Here is a 21,636-nt window from a genome sequence, read left to right on the forward strand (position 1 = left end):
TCCGCATGCACCCACATTTATGGATAAACCTTAATGCAAGAAAAGTCACCACTGAATTTCAATCCACATGAAAAAAGCGGTCAATCAGAAAAAATTCTATTTCTTCGCGAAAAAGCATCACAAGCTCCTAATAAGCCAGGAGTTTACCTTCATAAGGCGAATGATGGCAAAATTCTTTATGTTGGAAAGGCAAAAAACCTTCAAGCACGGCTTAAAAGCTACTTTACAGGTTTAGAGCGTCATACTCCAAAAACCAAAGCACTTGTTGCTAAAATTAATGATTTTGACATAATTATTACCGAAAATGAGTATGAATCGTTAATTTTAGAAAACAACTTAATTAAACATAACAAACCAAACTACAATATATTGTTACGAGATGACAAAACATACCCTTATATTAAAATTGATATTCATGAACCATGGCCAAGAGTCACAATTACCAGAAAAAGAAAAAAAGATAATAGTTTATATTTTGGCCCGTATACAATTGCTGGCCAAGTAAGCCAGTTAATGAATATTATTAATAGATTTTTTCCGTTAGTAAAATGTTCTCCAACGTTTTTCAAAACAGTGACGCGACCTTGCAATTATTATGACATTAAAAAATGTTTAGGACCTTGCAAAATTAAGGTTGATAAAAATGAGTACTTTTTATACATAAATAATGTTATTGATATATTAAATTCTAAATACAATTTAATTTTAAAAAAATTAAAAAATGAAATGGAACAAGAAGCTATTAAACTTAATTTTGAAAAAGCGGCATTATTAAGAGACCAAATTAGAGCATTAGAAACACTTAAATCAAATCAATCAGTCACTTTAGAAATTGACATTGATTTAGATATTATCGGTTTTTATTGGAACAAAACAATAATTTCTTTATATATAACAAATGTAAGAGAAGGAAAAGTGATTGGTGGAAACGCTAAAATTATTAAAAATAATAGCGAAGAACCAGAAGATGAAAACAATAATTTAAAAGAAAGCGAACAAGAAAGAGTTTTTTCTTCAATTTTATGTCAATATTACCAAAATAATCATATACCTAATAATGTTCTATTTGATATAGAAAAAAATTTTTTTTCTGAAGAAAATTACAATATAATAAACAAATACTTAAAAAATTTAAAAAAATCTCAAGAAAAAACAGAAAATATATTGTTTTTACGTAAAGAAAGATTCTTGAAAAAAAATAATATTGTAAACAAACCAGTAATAAAAAAAATAAAGGAACTAATTTTACTTACAAACAAAAATGCGGAAAATAAATTTTTTGAGCAAGTTAAAATAGATGAAAACAGTAACAATGAAATGTTAAGTTTACAAAAATTTCTTAACCTTGATATGCCGCCTCAATGGATTGAATGCTATGATATATCTACTTTCCAAGGAGCAGAAACCGTTGCCTCACAAGTTGTTTTTAAAAATGCCAAACCCGAAAAAAGAGAATACAAAAAATATATTATAAAAGAAACTCTTGGAAAGACGGATGATTTTGCAAGCTTGAGAGAAGTTATCAGAAGAAGATTTAAAGATATTGAAAATTATTCAGTTCCAAATTTAATTGTAATCGATGGAGGAACTCCACAAATCAGAGAAGTAGGTTGGGTATTTAAATCATTAGGTTTAGATAATTTAAACATTATTGGTATTGCAAAATCACGTACTAAAAATGATTTTCAATCATCTCAAATTTTACAATCCTTTGAAAGAGTTGTCATTCCTGTAAGAGACTCATTTGGCAAATTAACACCAGAAAGTGAACCTATTACAAAAAACTTACAATTAGGTTCTCCAGAATTTAAACTTTTGACTCACCTTAGAAATGAAGCGCATCGCTTTGCAATCACTTTTCATAGAAACCGAAGAACTAAAGCTGGTTTAAAATCAATATTATTTGATATTAAAGGATTAGGAAGCAAAAGAAGAAAAAGACTTCTTGAATTATATCCAAACTTGGTAGAGTTAACAGAGCATAGTTTAACTGACATTACCAAAAATACAGGAATTTCTGAAAATTTACTTAGCAAAGTAATTGAAAAAATAAAAAAATTTAATGAAAAAAAATCTTAATTCTTTTTCACATTTCTAAAATCTCTTGGACTTTGATAATTTTTTTGTGACCAAATTCCAATTTTATTTGATTTTGCTTTCCGTTCAGCATCTAAATAAGAAGAAATATCAAGAGATTTAACACTTTTGCCTTGATAAACTTCGGCCATACCAGCACTCAAGATTTTAAGGTTGATGTTTTCTTTATCTAAAAATATTTCTGATAGATTTCTGCCATAAGGATCAGATGCGTAATTTTTTAAAGATACTTGCTTACCTTTTATCAGGTTGTTTAAATACTCTTTACTTTCTTTAGCATAAGGTTGGTATTTTTTTTCTTTTTTTGTTGCAAGTTCTGGAGCATCTATTCCAATTAATCTTACTTTTAAGTTAATATTGTCAGCACCTTTTAAGCGACAGGTATCGCCATCATGACAATTTATTACTTTGTAAAAAACAATTTCACTTGCAAAAGTGTAGCCCGAATAAAGAATAAGCGGTATAACCGAAAAAAATTTTAATTTTTGCATAATTTTACTAAATCCTAAACAATTAATAAGTTAACAATAATAACCATCAACTAGCTTCCTAAAGTCTCAATAGTAAATTAACCTTTATAAGGTATATGCACCATAGCAACTTAAATTTTAATCAGCAACTAATCCGTCATGCACAGTTTTTAATCACGCATAACGGAATAGCCCGTAAAGTATTAGGAAGTTATTGTTAAGAATTTAGAAAAATTTTTATTTTACAGTTTTTACCTTCCGTGGATTTATTTTTTTACGCTCTTTGCAATTTAAAAATCTTTCTAAAGAATTTAAAGACGAATATCCAGCCAGACCTGCAACTTTTTCGTTATCCATACCTTTTGCCAACCAACGCAATATCGCATGATTTCTTAAACTTTCAGAATTATAAGGAATTCCTAATATTTCTGAACAGACTTCATAAATGACAAATTTAATTCCATGTCTATGTAAAAAGTTAGTGCGTGTTTTTCTACTAACATTTAAATAACCAAAAAATAACTTTGAGTCCAATGAAGTAGACAAAGACATTTGCTCTCTAGTTTCTTTAAGCATTGTAAGAGCTCGAGAAACTTCTAGGTTATAAGGAACAAGTCTTTCATTGTTGCCTGTTACTTTTAAACAACCTGCAATAGAATTTTCAGAAGTTGGAGTTTCAAGCTCAGGCCACACATCTCCCCAAGTTAAGTTAGATGCTTCTGAAGCCTTAAGTCCACATTCACCAAGTATCAAAACTAGCGTCCAATCGCGAATCGCTTTTTCATCCTTATTCACCGCCAACTGCTTCAATGTTCTACAAAGACTCACAAATTTTTCGTGTGAAACTGTTAATAATGCGGGAGCTGGTTGCTTAGGAGATTTGACATCCAAAAATGGAGAGCTCGTTATTATTTTTTCTGCAACAAGAAAATGTATAAAAGTACGCACACTCATTTGCGCTCTTCTAACACTTGACTGGGAGTGGCGACCATTTTCCTTTAAAAATTGTAGCCAGTTATCTTGAGCCGGATAAGAATAATTATCCGGACTAATTTGTTTTTCTATCAAAAACTCACAAAACAGTGAAAGGTCATTACGATACGCACTTATCGTATTAACAGATTTACCTGATTTTTTAAGTTGATTTAAAAACCTTATGAGTAAGGGCGAAAGTTTTGAAAAAGCAAACGACTCGGGATAATAGAAATCTTTATTTATAGTTTCAGTAACTAAAGACTGATGGTTGACAAAATTTCCTTCCATGAAAATCTCCTCAAAAAAACCATTTTTGATGAATGAAAGCATTCATTTACAGAGCGCTTTAAATTCGTTGATATAAAGCTAAACCTATTCATTAAGACTCACAACATAGCTTACATTAGAAAAAAAATCAAAACAATTTCAAGATATTAAAAAAATTAAAAAACAAAAAATTTTTTACTAACAAATAGTTACGTGAGATTAGAAATCTTCAAATATTTTTAATAATTACAAACATTCGCTCTCAAATTCATTCAGTTTGTTAACATTACATAAGAACTCAAAAGAATTTTTGACTATTTAAATGTAATTATAAAATTAAATAAATGTAATTTATCATTTTTATTACAATTTTAATATTTCAATTTTTATAATCTATTATTTGTACTTAATTAATAAAAATTTAAAAAGATGACTTTTATGAAAAATATAAAAATCAAATACATTTTTTGGATTAAACATTGCTCAGCTAATTTGGTTTGCTATACCTTCTTAAAAAGTTGACACGGCAAAACTCCAATACTGTTATTGTCGTGTTCAACTTTCATAATATCTTTGTATTTTTATTTTATTTTTTTCGAGGCTTTATATGGAATTGCCATGCAGGGTTTACACTTCACTTCAAAACAAGCATATTAGAGATGAGCTTCGTAAAGTTGTTAGAACTTTTAAGGCAGACAAGTTTTTTAACTATATCGATCCAAATATTATAAACACTGAAACACTTGAGTGTATTAATTTTGGAAGCGATTATAGTGGTTTAACAAGTCACTATGTTTTTCTTGACATTTATAGTATTGATCCATTTTTAAACCAATTTAAATACACTCGAAAACAAACATTTCACTTTAAAGAGCTCGAAATGAGTCAGATAAAAATGCAACGCAGCAATCTTAGAGTTGGGGTAGTGCTTAACGAAGAAAGGAGTAAAATTTTTCAAGTTCATAATGGCATGTATAGAACTATTCCTATCAACAAAAAATATTCTTTTGTTTGCGTATATGGATCAGATCAAAAAGATTTTATTTTTGATACTAATTTTTCGTTAGGTTCTGATGATGGAAAATGGTTTTATAAATTTGAATTTGCACTTCTTGAGGTTGTTAAGAAATATTTAATAAATATTGAGAGAAAGTGTTAGCATGATAGATATAAAAAAAATTTTAGCTCAGTCAGCAGGATTAAGAGCTTACTCAATTAGAGTAGGTGTTTTAAATAAAACTAAAAAGTATTTTTCATCGAAGTATAACATACATTCGAATGCTATAAAAAATTATGAAGAAAGTCCTGTCATAAAATCTAAAACAACTGCGCAAAAAATTTTTGAATCTTTTTTATGCGAAGGTATCAATTTAACTGAATCTTGGTTTTACGAAGGAATTGGAGAATTACCAATTAACGAAGATATATGTTCAAAGATTTTTTATGAATATGATGATCAAGAATCTAAATCTTGTTTAGATATTTTACTGTTTAAATCTAGATATAAAGACTCTGAAATTATTACTATTGAAGATAACTTAAATAGTCCTTACTACAATTATGGAGATCATGTTGGTTTTATCTGGCGCAAACTATCGCAAATTGACTGTTTAAATAAAGTTGTTTGTGCAGTTGAATTGAATGATATTATATCAATAAGAGTATGTTCTAAAATATCTAATAGTAAGGTTAGAATCGAGTGTAATAAGCTACAAAATAAAACTATTAATACAAGTTCAATTGCACCAATTATTTTTCATAGACCAGCTAAAAGCTATAGAATAATTAATATTAGACATTCAATTTTATAAAAAAGATAACAATGATTACTTTTTTAATATTTCAATTAAAGTATCGTCACCCAGTCTTTCTTGCACCGCAAGAGAAAAACGGCTAGCTGTAGAAACTTGTCGTAATAAGCAACGATTTAAACTTCTTTTGGCAGTAGAAAAAATTCTATTTTTGCTACCTCCTAAAAAAAATGGGGCTATAAATATATGCGCAACGTCAAAAAGTTCATTATCAATAAAAGCACTTAGAAGCCTAGGTTCACCCTCAACCATAATACTTTGTACAGGTCTACCTAATACATCTGAGACGAGCTGAGAACTTAATGCATTAACAATACTTTCTCCTGGAGACATTTTATGATTATTATTTAAAGTTATAAAACAGTATTTTTTATCATTAAATAATTTTTTAATCCAAACCGATGGAGACTCTTTGGCAAATTTTAAAGCGCTATCATTAATTAAAATAATTGTAGAATTGCTAGAACTCAAAGTTTTTTCAATTAATTTATTTTGTTCATGCTGCTGCACATGAAATATTTTGCCCTCCGGATCATATATCACTTTTAAAGGATTTCGAGCCTGCTGGATATCGGGATGCCTAACATTAAGTGACGGAAAATCATTCAAAACAGTACCAATGCCAACTAAAATGGCATCATATTTTTGTCTTAGCCAATGTGCGTAATGCCTCGATTTTATATTTGAAATCCACTGCCAACCATTATTGTCATCAGCCAAACAACCATCAAGACTTTGTGCCCATTTTAAAGCAATAAAAATTCGCTTTTGCTGTAACTGGACAAAAAATGGATAATTCCAAGCTTTTATCTCATTTGCGAGGACAGGATTGTAAGTTCCCAAGCCCCAGCTTTTAAGAATTTCCAGACCTCTTTGTTTCATAACTGGATTGGGGTCTAAGCATCCCACAACAACTTTTTGGATTCCTTTGTCTTTAAACAGATCGATACATGGTGGTTGACGACCAAAATGAGTACATGGCTCAAGAGTGACATACACCTGAGTCCCCAATAACAAATCAGTGTTTTGAAAGAGATCAACCGCCACCCGTTCTGCGTGACGACCTCCCCAGATCTCAGTACAACCACTTGATATTACTTTATTATTTTTAACAATTACACACCCTACCGATGGATTTGGATTTGCAATAGAAGTATTTTTCATGCTTTCTAAAAATGCATTGAATAAAAACTCCTCTTCGCTTTTTGCCAAGGAATGATTAATAAATTCGTGGTTATCTAGTTCTTGGTCAGGCACAATTGCTGGCAGCCAACCACCAAAAGTAAAGCCTTTTTTTAAAGTAAAAGACATTTTGATTGCCTTATTTTTAAGGTAATGCTAAGCACTTAACTCGTTACGATTTTGTAGGAAACTATCGGTCTTGTGCTTACTGTGCATGGGAGCCAAAACTGGTTTTTTCCTGTATTCAAAACATTTTGGTCTTTACACCAGAAAGGAACTGCCATGCAAATTACAGTAGAACAACGCTCAGAAATCATTGCAAAATTTCGTACTCACGAATCTGATACAGGTTCTCCAGAAGTACAAATCGCTCTTTTAACAGCGCGCATCAACCAACTTACTGAACACTTTAGAGTTCATAGCAAAGATTTTGCTGGCCGTCGCGGTCTTTTAGCGCTTGTTAGCCAACGCCGCAGTCTACTTGACTACTTAAAACGCAAAAATGTAAGTTCATACCAAAAGATCATTGGCGAACTTAATATTAGACGCTAATTCTAAATATAACGTCCAAAAAAGGAGCTAGGATTAATATTTATCTTTGCTCCTTTTTTTGCTTTGTTTAATAAAATATTTCATAAAAAATTAGAGAACTTAAATTGAAAAAGCAAACTCCAGTTGTTTTCCTGCGAAATTGCTTGACTATAAATAATTGTAGGAAAAAATTGTACACCCTTAATATCCACTCTAATACTACTTCCAATATTAGCACTCGTAATTGAATCCCATGATGATAAATTATTTTGTAACGAAACTCCTCCATGATTTAAAGAAACAAAACCTTTTAAATTATCTATAAAAGAAATTAAAAACTTTTTTTCAAATTTTGAGAAAATAGGAAAATCATAAATCAAAGAACTATAATAAGACCAAGAACCAGTTTTTAATGAAAGAAATGTTCCGTTACTATATATTGGATAGCTAACAAAATTTAAGGAAGTTGTTGAACCTAAAATATAATTTTGAAAAGGAGAATATATTTCTTTAATATTTAATAGTGACTTTCCTTGAGTTGTAGACACACCACCAATTATAGAAAATCTATGTTCAAAAAGCGCTATACTAGAGTTAATATTTGTATTTAAATTATAAAAATCTAAGTTATCTATATTTTGCCCAAGACTGTTTTTGGTTTTACCTATACTATATGATTTGCTTGCACCGAGAGACATTCTCGTTCTCCACAACAACCAATTTTCATATTTTTGTTTAGTTTTTGTTAAATAAAAACCTGTATTAAATATATCAAAGCTTAATTCACCTGCAGCATTAATTATTAACGCATTTTGTGCACCTATATCAGAAGGAGGAGTATTATCATTAGAATTAAAAGGTAATAATTGGTATACAGATAAACTACTCTCAAAATTAGATGAAAGTGGCCGAAAAAAACGTCTTGCTAAAAAACTAACTCCAACTTTATTTAAATAATTATAATATTTGTATCTTTTAATTTCTCCATTATCGCTTTTATTTACTAAATAATATCCATTAAAAAATGGCTCTGCAAACAATGAAATATTTAGACCATTAAATATTTCATTATTTACATATGTTAATGAAGCATTAAAAGAATCTAAATAAAAATTATATCCTGCAAATAATTGAAAATAGTATCTCTCCATTTCGTCCATGTACGGAATAGAGAACAAGCCAATTGTTGGACCTCCCAAAAAATATGGCATTGCATAAGGATAAGCAAAAAGAAACCGATTATTATAATCAGCAATTTTTTGAAATGCTTCAGTTTCATTTTCTTTAAATAAAAAATTATGATAATCAGATTCGCTTTTTTCTTGCGTTAATTTTAAATAATTTGATATTATTTCTTGATCTTTAATAAGAAAATATTCTTTTTTATTATTAAATATCTCCACAAAACGTGGTTTAAAATCATTAAATTCTTGAGTGCTTTTTAAAAAATCGCTATCATCTTTATCCTTTAACCAGTTTTTATAATTTTCTGTAGATTTATATATATCAATTTTCTTAAAAAAATATTTATTGTCTTTATAAACCCATGCACCTAAAAATTTTTCTGGATCAGGATCCCAAGGAACAATTGAATCTATTATTTCTGAAATTAAAAGTCGAAAAGAGCTTTGTTTTTTTGGCGTATAGTCGATTAAAGATAAAAGTTTATCGCGCTTTGCTAAAATTCTAATTATTCCATTTTTTAAAATATAAGCATCTTTTATAATAAAATAGTTTTCTTTAACTAGATTAAAATAATTTCCATCAGCACAGATATTATCTATTGCTGTTTTTTCAAAATCTTTAAATAAAATAAAACTTCCACAATTTTTTTGTAAATTTAAATTTGAGTAGTTATTTATAAATTTAACCGTCTCGGGAAATAAGAATTTTTTTAAAAATTTTATGTTATTTTTTTTATAATCATAATGATATATTAAAGTATTTCCATTTTGAACAGCAACAATAAAAAAATTATTATCTAAATAATTAAAAATTTGTTTTATTAATATTGGATTTTCTTTGCTTGATAATTTTAATATTTGATTATCGATAATATTTTTTTCTGATATTTCACTTAATTTATTTTTAAATTTTATAATTGAAACATCATGACCCATAGTAAAATTGTCATATTTATTTAAAACAGCAGTTAATATAACCCCATCTGTTAAAGAACTAGCAGAAAAAATAGAAGATCCAATATAATTAAAAGGAATTCTAGTTTCACTTTTTTCTGAAAAATCTTTTACATAAAAAGAACCAGAGTAAACAGAATAATTAGAAACGAGTCTTGAAAAAATTGCTTTATTTTCAAAAACTATTGTTGGAAAAATGATATCGTGTCCACTACTAAATTGCTCATTTTCATACGCCAATTCAGGTAAACCATTAATATAATTTTTCCAAAAATCCCTTTTTTCATTTTGAAATTCAATATACAATTGCTTACTATCTTTTTGGAAATTTTCAAACACCCAAGCGTCAATTGCATTATAAAAAGGAAATGTAATAGTTTTGCTAAATATATTTTTATGAATTTCATACAAATCTTTTTGTTTTGTTTTTGAGAACAACCAACCTAAAAAACGCCCAGAAACAACATATCCCTTTAAAATTGCGTCCTCATCGGCATTGTATAAGGAGTGCAATCTGTCCCATGAAGGCCAATTGCTCTGAAGAGCCATATGTCTTTCTAAAGCATCAGTTTCAATAGTACCAATACTTTCTGTTAAATATTCAGCAAGCCCCTCTATCCACCAAGCAGGAAGCATTGCCAAACTCCAAATCCTGCCCAAAGGACCAATTTTAAATTGATTGTGTTCATACATTAAGCGATGCACCAATTCATGTTGAAAAAAAGATGCCTTTCTTGAAAACAACATTTGTGCTTCAATATTTAAAGTAACAGGGTTGGCAAAACCAGAACCTTCTGCGCGATTTCCTAAAATATAAACAAATTTATCTGTACTTGCTAAAATAGATCGATCTTTTTGAGACTCTAACTGAGATATGGAGTCATTAGGTAAATAAACGCCAAGAAGTAACGATAAATAAGAATAAGAACTTTCTGCAGCATATAAAGAGTATTTTGCAATATCTAAAGCGTTCTTTGGATAATAAATTCTGAAATTTTCTGACTCTAGTTGATGCCACTGAGCTTTGGGCATATTTTGTGATTCACTTAATAAAAAACTTAAAGGAACTGCAAAAATATTTACTGAGTATAATAACAATCCACATGTTAATAATTTATAAAAAATCATACTTTTATTTCATTTAAGCTTAATGCAAACAAATTCGCTTTATCTAAATCTTCTGTTGTATCAATTCCAAAAGGTTCTTGAGAAGCATCAATCACTAATATTTTCCAACCCCATTCTAGTGCTCTTAATTGTTCCAAATTTTCTACTATTTCTAATTGACTGTCTACACTTGAATTAGAATATTCACACAGAGAATTATACCTAAACACATAAATTCCAACATGATGCAAAAATTCAACCTTATTTATTAAATCGTTAGCCTTAACTAACCAGTTCTTGCCAAGTGCATCAAATTCAATTTTAGGAAACGGAATAGGAGAACGCGAAAAATATAACGCAAATCTATTTGTATCTCTAACAACTTTAACAACCGAACTCGATAAAAATAAACTGGGATCATTTCTAGGAAAAGCCAATGTTCCCATGGGAACATTCTTATTATTTAACATTTCTATAATAAGGTTTTCAAGATCCTCAATTGAAAAAAATGGTTCATCTCCTTGAATATTAACAATAATATCATTTTCATTAATATTATGAAACTGCTTTAAAGCAGCAAAAACTCGCTCTGTCCCATTTTTTAATTCTGAAGATGTCATAACAGCCTGAATGCCAATTTTTTTAATCTCGTAAGATATTGTTTCGTGATCAGTTGCAACCATTAAAAAAACATTATTAACTTTATTATTATTTAAAAGCTTTTCTTCAAGCTGCTTGGCTCGGGTCGCAACCCGAACAATTATAGATTGCCCCGCAATTTTTAATAAGGGTTTTCCTGGTAATCGAGTTGAGCCGTGTCTTGCAGGAATAATTATAAAAACATTACTTTTTTTTTCTACAACCATTGGCATTGGTTTCTCCTAAAATGTAAATATATCAAATATTACAAATTTTTAATAATTAAAATAGCTAAAAATCTAAAGAGGAAAGAAATTAAATTTTAAAGCAATAAACCAGGACAAAGTGTTTGAGGTATGTTAAAGTTCTAGGCAGCTCAAAGTAGGAGATCATGAGTGGCAAGACAAATTACCACACAAAGCACCGAAGGGATGCCAATGTGGGACAGTTTTGAAGCAAGTTTTTTTGTGGGAGCCGGACTTTCTGTAGGCATTGTTCTCGGTTTTCTTTTTCCCTCTTTATGGAGAACATTTCGAAGACGATTTAGAAAAACCTCAAATTATACTCCAGATAAAAAACATTTTAATCCTAAGCTTACAACAAAACTTAAAATTCTTCACGATGATGTTGATAAGTTTGAAGCAGCAAAAAATTTTAATACAACCCTAAATAATTATGAACATAGTTATTATATTCAACTATCAGAAGCCTTTGTTTTAGCAAGAAACTATTTTCAAATTAACCAACCTCAAGAAGCTATAAAGTTATATGTTGATATACTGACTCATCAACACGTTTCTAAAATAGAAACCAACCGCGCTCTTTTTGAATTATCACAAGTTTATGCATCAATTGGTTTGTACATTAGAGCATTTGAAACAGCATTTGAATTATTGAGAAGAACTCCAAATAATTTAGATCTTATGGATCATGTTTTAACAATTTGCTCTTCTGGTTTTTTTCCTAAACAACTTGAAATAGCATTAAATATTTTTAAAAATACAAATAATATCGCATTTCGCCTAAAAATCGCTCATGCTATTTGCCAAATAGGCGAATTTCAACTGAGCGAAATAGATAAGATAGAAAAAACAATTGAATTTTCTAGAAATGCCTTACGCTGGGAACGTCATTCCGGAAGGGCTATGATTTTACTGTGGCAAGCAACAAGCTCTGCCCTACAACAAAATTCTTCGCAAGAGCCAGAATTGCTTTGGACAGCGTTTGCTGCAAATCTTGAAGGACTTTGTCAAATTTTTAAAAATAACGATATTTCTCCCGCTGCAGGCGCACCCTATCTTGCTCACCAAATAATAAAACTAAGTGAAACAAAAGAAGCAGTTAATCGGCTAAAAACAGTTGAAAACGAGTTTTTTAAAGTTTTAAATTGGGATAAAATTGAAATAAATATACAAAAATTCCTTTGGGCATCTATCTTTCACGCCTCTCTTCTGCTACAGAAATCACCTGAGTTGAAAAAAAGCGAGTTTTTAAATGATGTGCTTGCTATTCTTGGAGGAAGTCAAAGCAGTTTCGATTTTGTGAATCAACAAAATGAGGCCACAAGAATAGGATATTTTGCTCATCATTGTAAAAATTGTAATTCTTTTTTTTCCTCTTTTGCCTGGAATTGTAAATATTGCAACTCATTAGAGACTCTCAAACCAATTATTATGCCAAACTTTGAGCATTCCTAGGCAAGAATGTAAAAATCAAAGGTTATTTTTTGGAGTTCAATCTTATGTCAACACGTTCTGGCTCGCTTACAAGGGCTATTGCCATTGACGCCTTAACGCACGTTCTTACACGCAACATCCACACTGATGTGGCATTAGAAAGATTATTTGCAAACTATCCAAACTTAAGATCGCTTGATAAGGCTTTTATTTACGAAATGGTATTTGGTTCATTAAGATGGTTAGCGAAAATGGACTGGATTATGTCACATATGCTTGACCGCCCATTTTCAAGTCTCGATCCACGAGTTGCGAATGCTTTAAGAGTTGGAACATACCAAATTTATTACATGGATAGAGTTCCAGAAAGAGCTGCTGTCTCTGAAACAGTTGAAGCTATTAAACAAGTTGGAGTTCCTAACGCTGCATCTCTTGTCAATGCAATTTTGCGTCGTGTTGCCCGTAAATCCGAATACTTCCCAAAACCCGATAAAGCCACACAGCCTATTGAATATTACTCAATGCATTATTCTTTTCCTAACTGGATGGTGGAAAGATGGTACAAACAAATACCAACAGAGAGACTTGAATACCTTTTAGCAAACAACAATAGAATTCCTAAAAACACGTTAAAACTCATTTCGCATAATCCATTGCCAGATAATGAATTAGATCTCGCAACATATTTATTAAAAACCCAATCTATTGAAAGCTCTTGGCGACCACTTGTTGGAACCCTACGCATTGAAAGTTTACCAAAACTTGATGAATGCAAGGCATTTCAGGCGGGATGTTATATTGTACAAGATGAAGCCGCTCAGTTATCTGCCTCATTAGTTCAAGCGTCACCTTCGGATATTTGTCTCGATGCATGTGCTGCCCCTGGAGGTAAATCGTTATATCTCTGGGAAAGTGGCGTGCAACCTGAAAATCTCACAGTTTGTGATTTTGCACAAAAGAGACTGAAAATTCTTAAAGAAAACTTTACAAGGACTAAGCTTACTGGAGTCGATGTTCTACATGGAGATGTTGTTGAGCAATGCAAAGGGAAGCAATTTGATAAAATATTGCTTGATGCGCCCTGTTCGTCAATGGGAGTGATCCGAAGACATCCTGAAATCAAATGGCTGCGCACACCAAATGACATTCAAAATTGCTCAATTGAACAAGCCCGTTTGCTAGAAGGATTATCAGCAAACGTTAAAATTGGCGGAGAGCTTATTTATATCGTGTGTAGCTTTGAAATAGAAGAAACTACACATCAAATAAATAGTTTTTTAGAAAAACATCCAGAATTTGAAAAAGTAAATCCAATAGAGCGGATTCATGATTTTTATAAGAAGTATATTACGAGAGACAATGAGCTTTTGATATTTTCTGGAAATCCTGATGATATTGATGGGTTTTTTGCTGTTGTTTTGAAAAAAATCAAATAAATAATTGAAATTTCTATAAAAATAGGAATTTTTGACACAAATTGATTCAAGATCAAGACTAATTTATTCGACAATAACTTTGTCGTGAGTTAAAACAGGAGATCCCTTTGAATAACTATAAGATATTTTTAAATCTTTCAGATGAAAATATTAAAAACCAGCTGCAAGACATGATAGTCAAAGAATTCTCCTTATCTCAAAGCGACAAAGAGTGTGATTTGTTTTTAACTGACGAACACACACAAAAATCAAACCACGCAGTCAATATGCTTATCTCAAGTGTAAATAAAATCCCAGAATTTAAAGGAAAAAATAATCTTGAGGGGTTTGACCACTATGTTGTTTATAATGAAAATGATTTTTTAGTTGACCGTGTTAAACAAGCAATCAAACGACAAATTTTACTAAAAGATAAACAAAAGCTCGGCTCTGAACATATGGGTGTGAGAGCATTAATACCCATGGATAATATTGAAGAAATTGGGGGAGTGAAACTTCCTATCATTAAAACATTCGAAATCAGGAGCTCAAAAGAGCGCACGCATTTGGCAAGCGAAATGGAAAAGTTTTTTGGAGAAATTGAAGCTGTGATCGGTACCCAAAGCCCCATTATTGCACAATATGCAGTTGAAATTCAAGAAGAACTTTTAATGAATGCAATTTGGGATGCCAACCCTAAACATGAAAAACAGCCAAGAACGATTCCTGTCGAACTTGAAGATCATGAAGTTGTGAGACTCGAATGGGGGTTTAATGGCAAAGATGTTGCAATCTCAGTTAAAGATAACTTTGGTCGACTCAATCCAGGAATCATGGATAAATACGTAAAATTTATTTTTAAAACTGGAACCCAAGAAATACACCAGTTAGGTAACCAACAAGTCAGTGCTGGTTTAGGAATGTATATGATTCTCCAACGTGCTAACCTGCTTTCTGTTTTTATAACACAAGGTAAAGTAACAGACGTAGGAGTTGTTATCTGCTTAAAAAACAAGAAAAGAGCAAAAAGCCAGTCTCCAAAAGCTATAGATATTATCCATATTGATAAAAAGAAATAACACCATAATTTTATAATAATAATTTTTTACAACTTGAAAGGTCTCTTTTCCATGCTTTTTGAATTATTAACAAATGATGCTAGAGAACAAATTTTTTCACGCGCAAAAAATAAAAAGGTTGCCCTACCAGAAGGAAACGATGAGCGCGTAATTTCTGCAGCAAAAATTTTAAAAAAAGAACTCAATATTGAATGCATTTTAGGCAATATAGAAGATGCTGCAAAGCAATCGCAAAAAACCTTAGAAATTATGCATAAAATTGCAGAAAAAAAAGGTAAAAAACTATCACCAAAAATTGAACCCTTCGCGTCTGATACCACTTTTACTGCAGGAGCTCAGTTGTTTACAGGACACGTGGATGCTGTGGTGTCTGGTTGTGTCAACTCAACAGCACATGTAATTCGAGCGGCATTAAATACAGTAGGATTAAAACCAGAAACGAAAGTGATCACAAGTTGCTTTTTACTTGCCTTGCCTAAAGCAACCGATGGTGGAGAAAACCTCGTATTATTTTCGGATTGCGGCGTTATTCCACAACCAACCAGCACAGAACTTGCAGATATTGCATTTTTATCGCAAGAAGCTTTTGCATTTTGGAGCGGAAAAGAACCTAGAATATCTTTTTTAAGCTTTTCAACGGTTGGAAGCGCAGAACATCCTGATGTCGAAAAAGTAAGAACAGCTTATAAGTTTTTTATTGATAGGCACCCGAGTATTATTGCTGATGGCGAAGTGCAATTTGATGCAGCATGCGTCCCAAGTATTGCAAAAAGAAAAAACCCAAGCAGCCACATTGCAGGGAAAACGAATGTGTTTATTTTTCCTGATCTTGATTCAGGAAACATTGGTTATAAAATTACTCAAAGAATTGGTGGCGCTCAGGCATGGGGACCCATTTTATTAGGAGCTGCAAAACCTTTTTCAGATCTATCTAGAGGTGCGTCTGCAGACGATATTGCTCATGCAGCTGTTTTAACCCTTGCCTTGAGTTAAATAATCGAATTTTTTTTAATTTAAACTTGATTTATATATAAAAAATATATTACAAGAATTAACGTTTCTTAAACAAGAAATTTAAAAAATTCTTTAAAATCATGCGCAATAAGCACGATCATAAAAGACTCAGATATAATTAAAATTTAAGCAATGGTTAAATCATATGTTCTAGTGTTAAAAACTTCTGTCACTATTGCAGCAATTTTTTAACTTTTAATTAATAATATTAACAAAAATTTACCCTTTGGAGGACTATTATGTATTTTAAAAAATATTTTATTTCAGGAATTTTTTTGCTAACAACAACTCAAGCTATTGCAACAGAAGAAGATAAGAACAATAATAATATTGGATTAAATTTCTTTTTTACTCTAGGTGGTTCATTATATCAAAATATACAAATGAGCAGTATTGAGTTTAATGATCCAAAAAGTATTACGACTTCAAATATACAATTGGGTGCACTTTATGAATTAAATAAATCGGATACTGGAAGTTTAGTTGTCGGTGCTGCACTTGATTTCTCTGGAATTTATTATAAAGGTGGTTCAAAAATTCAAGGAAATACTAATAATGCCAGTTAATAGTTGAGAAAGTTATTGTGAGGCTTGAAGAAATAGCTCCAATTTGTTAAATAATTTTTGCACAAACAAAATTAACAAAGGAGCTACCAATGGACTGGCAGAGCCAACTCATCACTGTATACCTTACTACCTGCGATTTCTTTTCTCAACTCTCTCCAACCTCTTTTTTAAAAATTAGTCCAAACTCAAATCCCTCGTTCACAGACCAAGAAGTCACCACTATTTACATCTTTGGAGTTTTAATGAAACAAAAAAATATAAAAGCTATTTTTAACTTCACTAAAAATTTTATTCCAAACTGGTTTCCTCACTTGCCTTCTTATGAAGGATTTTTGTCAAGACTTAATAGCTTAAGTAAACTCTTTCCTGAACTTGCAAACTTTATTTTAAAAAATAATAAATTTAAAATCCCTAAAACAAAATCCAAACCTTTTATTCTTATTGACTCTTTACCTATTATACTCACAACTGGTTTTCGGGCGCACAAGTGCAATACTGCAAACGATATTTCTGCTATTGGCTATTGCTCTTCAAAAGATAAATTTTACTATGGGTTAAAACTTCATCTCGCTGCTTTGTTTCAAAATAAAAAACTTGCCGCACCTATTGATTTTAAAATCACACCCGCCGCAACTCACGACTTAACTGCTGTTAAGAATGATCTTTTAAACTTCAAACATTCGCAAATCTTTGCCGATCGTGCTTACTGTGACAAATCAACTAAAAAAAACTTGAATCAAATAAACTCTAAATTACACACACCAATTAAACTCTCTCGGAATAAAAAAACTCTTTCTAGTGATGAGAAAGTTTATTCTAAATCTGTTAGCTCTATTCGGCAGTCCATTGAAATCCTTTTTAACTGGTTAATTGAATCCAGCGGTATTCAAATCGCATCAAAAGTTCGATCGACTAAAGGCCTTATCGTCCATGTTTTCGGACGATTTTCTGCCTGCCTGTTTAACTACTTATTCAAATTCTAATTGATTTTTCTCAACTATTAATTGGCATTAATAATATTAACCTACTTATTAGCTCTTTAGGTAACAGAGGATACATTGGTTACAAACTTACCCCTAGCAAAAGATTTTCTATTTATGCCTTGGGTGATATCAGTTATTTTGCCTATAATCATGGGATAATATTAGTTGACAATAGCTTAATATCTGAAGAAATTTCCATTGAAAGCCATTATAATTACGGCGCCACATTGATGAATACTTTCAATATAACAGATAGTTTTGCAATTAGTCTGATTTTAGGGATACATAACAATTCTATGAGTCTTGATAATAGCAAAACCATTAAAATCAATGAAAAATTAAATTACACTGATGTTAAAGCTTCATTAGGTTTATTATATACAATTTGAAAGAAAATATGACTTATGTTGCAGCTTTTAATTTTGCATTACGTTAAAAGAAACTTATTAACAGATAACTATGTTTATTTTACATTTAATTTTAATTTAAAAGCAGTTCATATTTACCATCAAGATATTAATATAATTCACAAAAATAAAAAATAAAAATTTCAATACATTACATAAAAACTTTTAAATTCAGAATGATAAATAATTTTTTTTTGAAAAAAAATAAATTTCCAAATCATTTTTTTTAATTTAAATCAAATTTGTGTACAAAATATATGCTCTTATTGAGCATATAACATTTGGAGAATTTTATGCAAATTAAAAAATTTTTTGTTTCAGTTGTTTCTTTAATCGCAACAACTCAAGTTATTGCTATGGAAAATCAAAATACAGAAATTGATCCTAATATAAACAATGAAAATATTGGGTTAAATTTATTTTTAACGACAGAAGCTTCATTATACCATAATTTTAAAATTAATAATCTTGAATTTAAATACCCAAGAAGTGTTTTGATTGGAAGCTTACAAGCTAGTGCTCTTTATGAATTGGAAAAATCATCAACTGGAAGTTTAGTGATTGGTGGAGGAGTCGACTTTCTAGGGGGTGGTTATAATAGTATTGTAAAATTTGGCGACAATTCTAATAATATAGATTTAAAAATTGCTTCAATCATTACAAAAGGATCTATTGGTTATAAATTTACACCGACTGAAAGATATTCTATTTTTACTTTAGGACATTTTGGTTACGCTGTTAATAATAAAATCACAGCTCAAGCTATTAGTTTAAGTGATAAAAATAGTGACATTGAAGCTATAAATGTAAAAAACCATATTGTTTATGGCCTTAACTTAATAAATGCAATTAATGTAACAAATAGTTTTGATATTGGAATAGGTTTTGGTGTAACAGGTCATTCTATGAGTATTAAAAATAGCGAATTGAACATTGATCAAAAATTAAATTACGTTGATGTTAACACTTCATTAAGTTTAATTTATAAAATTTAATGCGTTAAAAAGAAGGCAGCCCCTTAACACAACGAAATGTATCCCTAGCAATCATAAGTTCTTCATTGGTAGGGATAACCCATGTCTTTATTTTGCTATTTGCTGATGAAATGTCTCCTTCTGCACCAAAACATTTTTGTTCATTGAGTTTATCATCCAGCTCTATTCCTAAAAACTCTAAACCATGACAAATTCTTTTACGAATTTCTGCAGAATTTTCACCAATACCACCAGTAAATAAAATAACATCCGCACCGCCCATTTCTGCAAGATATGCGCCAATATAATGTTTAATTCTATTATTAAACATATCTATAGCTAACGATGCTCTGCGATCGTGATGTTCTTTTTCTTCGGCTAGCAGCTCTCGCATATCGTTTGTAAGACCAGAAATTCCAAGTAATCCTGAAGCCTTATTTAATAAAATATCAATATCAGAAAGCGTTATTCCTTCTTTATGGGCAATGAATTCAGGAATTGAGGCGTCAAGATCGCCAGCACGAGTGCCCATAATTAGCCCTGCTAATGGAGTGAATCCCATAGACGTATTATAAGATTTTCCTTCTTTAATTGAGCAAATGGAGCAACCGTTTCCAAGATGAATTGTAATTATATTAAGTTGTTCTCGTTCTAAAGAGACCAATTTACGATATCGATAACTCACATAGCGATGCGATAATCCATGAAATCCGTATTTTCTAATTCCGTAACGACGATAGTATTGATATGGAATGGCGTACAAGTAATTTGATTCGGGAATAGTTGAATGAAATGCTGTATCAAAAACAACAGCATGTGGCACTTTCTCTCCAAATAATGCAAGCGTCGCTTGTATACCTTTTAAATTTGCAGGATTATGTAATGGTGCTAAATCAATACAATCTTCTATTTGCTTTAACACAGTTTTATCAACAAGAACAGATTTTGAAAATTTTTCGCCTCCATGAACAACGCGATGCCCAACTGCATCAATGTCAGATAAAGAAAAAATACCTTCAATATTTAGGACTCCTGATGTAATTTTACGAAAAATATAATCGAGAGCTGCTGCATGATCGCGAATTGCAATAGATTCTTTAATTTCAACTCCATTTGTTACAGAAATTTTTGCCAAAGCTTGAGTGCCAATTCTATCAATAAGCCCTTTAACCTTGACCTTATCTGTTGAATTTTCAATAAAATTTTTATCAGTTTCGATAATTTGAAATTTTAGTGAAGAACTTCCACTATTGATAACAAGTATATTCATTTTTTAAAACTCCATAGTTTATAAAACGTTAGCCTAAAAAAGGAATTCAATCCATATTATTAAGCATCATAACCAAAAGCATTATTAAAAAGGGGAAATTTTATCTATTTTTTTAAAATATATTTTTCACTTGTCAACTTTTTGTTTTAGTATCCATTGGTTGTTCGTATTATAATGCGAACCTTACTTTTAAGCCCTCTTACAAACGTTAAGTTTTAGATATTACAAGGTATATATGACTCATTGCGTTAAAGGAATTGATTTATGTTAAGCTTAATTACATTTTTTAAAAGCAAAAAAATACAAGGGTATAAAATATTAACATTATTAATATGTATTTCTAACGTTACTAGCGGCTACTCTCTTGAAGAGACTGACAACAGTCATATAACAAATAAAGAAGTTTACGAGAAACTGAACTATAAAATTAATCTAAATTTAAAATTTACAGATGGTGATGGAAAAACAGAAACTTTGCAAGAAATTTTTTCTCGCCAAAAAGTAACAATTTTAACATTAAATTACTATAAATGTACAACTATGTGTGTTTTTCAGTATGCAAACTTAGCTCAAACGCTCAAACAAATAAACTGGCCAATTGGAAAAGATTTTCAAGTTGTTTCTATAAGCTTTGACCCTAATGACACTTTTGAAAGCGCAAAAAAATTACAAAACACCTGGATACCCAAAACAGGACAAAATAACGCAAAATGGAATTTTTATGTGGGAGAACCCAGCCAAATAAAAGCTCTTGCAGAAAATCTAAACTTTTATTTTGAAAAAGATCGTGAAACAGATGAATTTGCACATACAACAGCGCTTTTTTTTATAAAACCTGATGGCACTTTTTATCGATATATTTATGGTATGGTTTATAATGAAAAAGATATGAAACATGCTTTAATAGAAACTTCTAATAATAAACTAGGATCATTTTTTGATAAAATTACTACAAAATTTTCGACTTACAATCCTAAAATTGGTCGATATTCCTCTAGTCAGAATAATTGATTTCTCTAGAAAAATTGTATACCA

At 30.5% G+C, this 21,636-nt stretch carries 19 protein-coding genes; 13 read left to right on the forward strand and 6 right to left on the reverse strand.

Annotated features, from left to right (window positions below):
- The first annotated feature begins 33 nt into the window (after positions 1 to 33).
- Positions 34 to 2,079, forward strand: coding sequence for an excinuclease ABC subunit UvrC (gene uvrC, locus Spiro2_RS09795; RefSeq protein ID WP_338635599.1), 2,046 nt, complete (start codon positions 34 to 36; stop codon positions 2,077 to 2,079).
- On the opposite strand, the gene Spiro2_RS09800 is transcribed toward uvrC, so the two are convergent.
- Together Spiro2_RS09800 and Spiro2_RS09805 are read right to left on the reverse strand one after the other, a co-directional pair.
- Positions 2,076 to 2,588 carry a thermonuclease family protein gene (locus Spiro2_RS09800; protein ID WP_338635601.1) on the reverse strand — a complete coding sequence of 171 codons (513 nt, stop codon included), beginning with the start codon at positions 2,586 to 2,588 and terminating at the stop codon, positions 2,076 to 2,078. The two genes, uvrC and Spiro2_RS09800, sit on opposite strands and share 4 nt — an antisense overlap.
- 216 nt (positions 2,589 to 2,804) lie before the next feature.
- Positions 2,805 to 3,830, reverse strand: a complete 1,026-nt coding sequence (locus Spiro2_RS09805) for a site-specific integrase (protein ID WP_338635603.1) — start codon at positions 3,828 to 3,830, stop codon at positions 2,805 to 2,807.
- Between the two features lie 586 nt (positions 3,831 to 4,416).
- On the opposite strand from Spiro2_RS09805, the gene Spiro2_RS09810 reads away from it, so the two are divergent.
- Entirely contained in the window at positions 4,417 to 4,968 is a 552-nt protein-coding gene (locus Spiro2_RS09810; RefSeq protein ID WP_338635604.1) for a hypothetical protein, read from the forward strand.
- Between the two features lies 1 nt (position 4,969).
- Positions 4,970 to 5,620: a hypothetical protein gene (locus tag Spiro2_RS09815; RefSeq protein WP_338635605.1), complete on the forward strand. Its 651-nt coding sequence runs from the start codon at positions 4,970 to 4,972 to the stop codon at positions 5,618 to 5,620.
- 15 nt (positions 5,621 to 5,635) lie between these two features.
- Here the strand turns inward: Spiro2_RS09815 and ribD are convergent, their stop codons facing one another.
- Positions 5,636 to 6,931: a bifunctional diaminohydroxyphosphoribosylaminopyrimidine deaminase/5-amino-6-(5-phosphoribosylamino)uracil reductase RibD gene (ribD, locus tag Spiro2_RS09820; RefSeq protein ID WP_338635606.1), complete on the reverse strand. Its 1,296-nt coding sequence runs from the start codon at positions 6,929 to 6,931 to the stop codon at positions 5,636 to 5,638.
- A 153-nt stretch (positions 6,932 to 7,084) separates the two neighbouring features.
- Between ribD and rpsO the strand changes: the two genes are divergently transcribed.
- Positions 7,085 to 7,354: a 30S ribosomal protein S15 gene (gene rpsO / locus Spiro2_RS09825; protein ID WP_338635607.1), complete on the forward strand. Its 270-nt coding sequence runs from the start codon at positions 7,085 to 7,087 to the stop codon at positions 7,352 to 7,354.
- 80 nt (positions 7,355 to 7,434) lie between these two features.
- Here the strand turns inward: rpsO and Spiro2_RS09830 are convergent, their stop codons facing one another.
- Together Spiro2_RS09830 and kdsB are read right to left on the reverse strand one after the other, a co-directional pair.
- A complete protein-coding gene (locus tag Spiro2_RS09830) occupies positions 7,435 to 10,599 on the reverse strand; it encodes a hypothetical protein (RefSeq protein WP_338635608.1) in 3,165 nt (1,054 codons plus the stop codon).
- A complete protein-coding gene (gene kdsB / locus Spiro2_RS09835) occupies positions 10,596 to 11,450 on the reverse strand; it encodes a 3-deoxy-manno-octulosonate cytidylyltransferase (RefSeq protein WP_338635609.1) in 855 nt (284 codons plus the stop codon). Before kdsB ends, Spiro2_RS09830 begins: the two co-directional genes overlap by 4 nt.
- 162 nt (positions 11,451 to 11,612) lie before the next feature.
- Here kdsB and Spiro2_RS09840 point away from each other — a divergent pair, with 162 nt between their 5' ends.
- From Spiro2_RS09840 to Spiro2_RS09875, 8 genes are all read left to right on the forward strand, one after another.
- Entirely contained in the window at positions 11,613 to 12,914 is a 1,302-nt protein-coding gene (locus tag Spiro2_RS09840) for a hypothetical protein (RefSeq protein WP_338635610.1), read from the forward strand.
- 44 nt (positions 12,915 to 12,958) lie between these two features.
- Positions 12,959 to 14,329: a 16S rRNA (cytosine(967)-C(5))-methyltransferase RsmB gene (rsmB, locus tag Spiro2_RS09845; protein WP_338635611.1), complete on the forward strand. Its 1,371-nt coding sequence runs from the start codon at positions 12,959 to 12,961 to the stop codon at positions 14,327 to 14,329.
- Positions 14,330 to 14,436: 107 nt separating this feature from the next.
- Positions 14,437 to 15,387, forward strand: coding sequence for a hypothetical protein (locus tag Spiro2_RS09850; protein ID WP_338635612.1), 951 nt, complete (start codon positions 14,437 to 14,439; stop codon positions 15,385 to 15,387).
- 51 nt (positions 15,388 to 15,438) lie between these two features.
- Positions 15,439 to 16,380 (forward strand): phosphate acyltransferase, encoded by a 942-nt coding sequence (locus Spiro2_RS09855; RefSeq protein ID WP_338635613.1) that lies wholly within the window; start codon positions 15,439 to 15,441, stop codon positions 16,378 to 16,380.
- A gap of 260 nt (positions 16,381 to 16,640) precedes the next feature.
- Positions 16,641 to 16,967, forward strand: coding sequence for a hypothetical protein (locus Spiro2_RS09860; protein WP_338635614.1), 327 nt, complete (start codon positions 16,641 to 16,643; stop codon positions 16,965 to 16,967).
- A gap of 89 nt (positions 16,968 to 17,056) precedes the next feature.
- The gene (locus Spiro2_RS09865; protein ID WP_338634920.1) at positions 17,057 to 17,950 is read left to right on the forward strand and encodes an IS982 family transposase; all 894 of its coding nucleotides are present in this window, start codon (positions 17,057 to 17,059) and stop codon (positions 17,948 to 17,950) included.
- Positions 17,951 to 18,180: 230 nt separating this feature from the next.
- Positions 18,181 to 18,339, forward strand: coding sequence for a hypothetical protein (locus Spiro2_RS09870; RefSeq protein ID WP_338635615.1), 159 nt, complete (start codon positions 18,181 to 18,183; stop codon positions 18,337 to 18,339).
- Between the two features lie 311 nt (positions 18,340 to 18,650).
- The gene (locus tag Spiro2_RS09875; RefSeq protein ID WP_338635616.1) at positions 18,651 to 19,352 is read left to right on the forward strand and encodes a hypothetical protein; all 702 of its coding nucleotides are present in this window, start codon (positions 18,651 to 18,653) and stop codon (positions 19,350 to 19,352) included.
- Positions 19,353 to 19,356: 4 nt separating this feature from the next.
- Here Spiro2_RS09875 and Spiro2_RS09880 read toward each other — a convergent pair whose 3' ends face one another.
- Positions 19,357 to 20,601, reverse strand: a complete 1,245-nt coding sequence (locus Spiro2_RS09880) for an acetate kinase (protein ID WP_338635618.1) — start codon at positions 20,599 to 20,601, stop codon at positions 19,357 to 19,359.
- Positions 20,602 to 20,865: 264 nt separating this feature from the next.
- On the opposite strand from Spiro2_RS09880, the gene Spiro2_RS09885 reads away from it, so the two are divergent.
- Complete coding sequence (locus Spiro2_RS09885; RefSeq protein WP_338635619.1) at positions 20,866 to 21,612, forward strand: SCO family protein; 747 nt, start codon at positions 20,866 to 20,868, stop codon at positions 21,610 to 21,612.
- The last annotated feature ends 24 nt before the right edge of the window (positions 21,613 to 21,636 follow it).

The organism is Spirobacillus cienkowskii (assembly GCF_037081835.1).
Classification (GTDB): domain Bacteria; phylum Bdellovibrionota_B; class Oligoflexia; order Silvanigrellales; family Silvanigrellaceae; genus Silvanigrella; species Silvanigrella cienkowskii.